This is a genomic window from Methylobacterium aquaticum (genome assembly GCF_001043915.1).
In the GTDB taxonomy this organism is placed as follows: domain Bacteria; phylum Pseudomonadota; class Alphaproteobacteria; order Rhizobiales; family Beijerinckiaceae; genus Methylobacterium; species Methylobacterium aquaticum.
Map to the genome: position 1 here is coordinate 1 of NZ_LABX01000428.1, position 591 is coordinate 591.

Genomic DNA, 591 nt, shown 5'->3' on the forward strand with positions numbered 1-591 from the left:
CTCGGGCAGTTCACGTGCCTCGGACTCGACCATCAGCACGGCGTCCTGGGTGCCGGCGACGACGAGGTCGAGGGTCGAGCCCTCCATCTCCTGGATGGGCGGGTTGAGCTTGTACTGGCCGCCGACATAGCCGACGCGGGCCGCACCGATCGGGCCCATGAACGGCACGCCCGAGAGGGTGAGCGCCGCGGAGGCCGCCACCATGGCGAGGACGTCGGGATCGGTCTCGAGGTCGTGCGAGAGCACCGTGACGACGACCTGAGTGTCGTTGCGCCAGCCCTCGACGAAGAGGGGGCGGATCGGCCGGTCGATCAGGCGGGAGACCAGGGTCTCCTTCTCGGAGGGACGGCCCTCGCGCTTGAAGTAGCCGCCCGGGATGCGGCCGGCGGCGTAGGTGCGCTCCTGGTAGTTCACCGTGAGCGGCAGGAAATCGATGCCGGGCTTCGGCTCCTTCATCGACACCACGGTGGCCAGCACCGAGGTCTCGCCATAGGTGGCGACCACGGCGCCGTCGGCCTGGCGGGCGACCTTGCCGGTCTCGAGCACGAGCTTGCGCCCGCCCCACAGCAGCTCTTCGCGTTGAACGTCGAA

General features: G+C 69.5%; 1 pseudogene. It reads right to left on the minus strand.

What is annotated here, in order from left to right:
• Positions 1–591, minus strand: a pseudogene (locus VP06_RS32980) (polyribonucleotide nucleotidyltransferase); the annotation flags it as partial.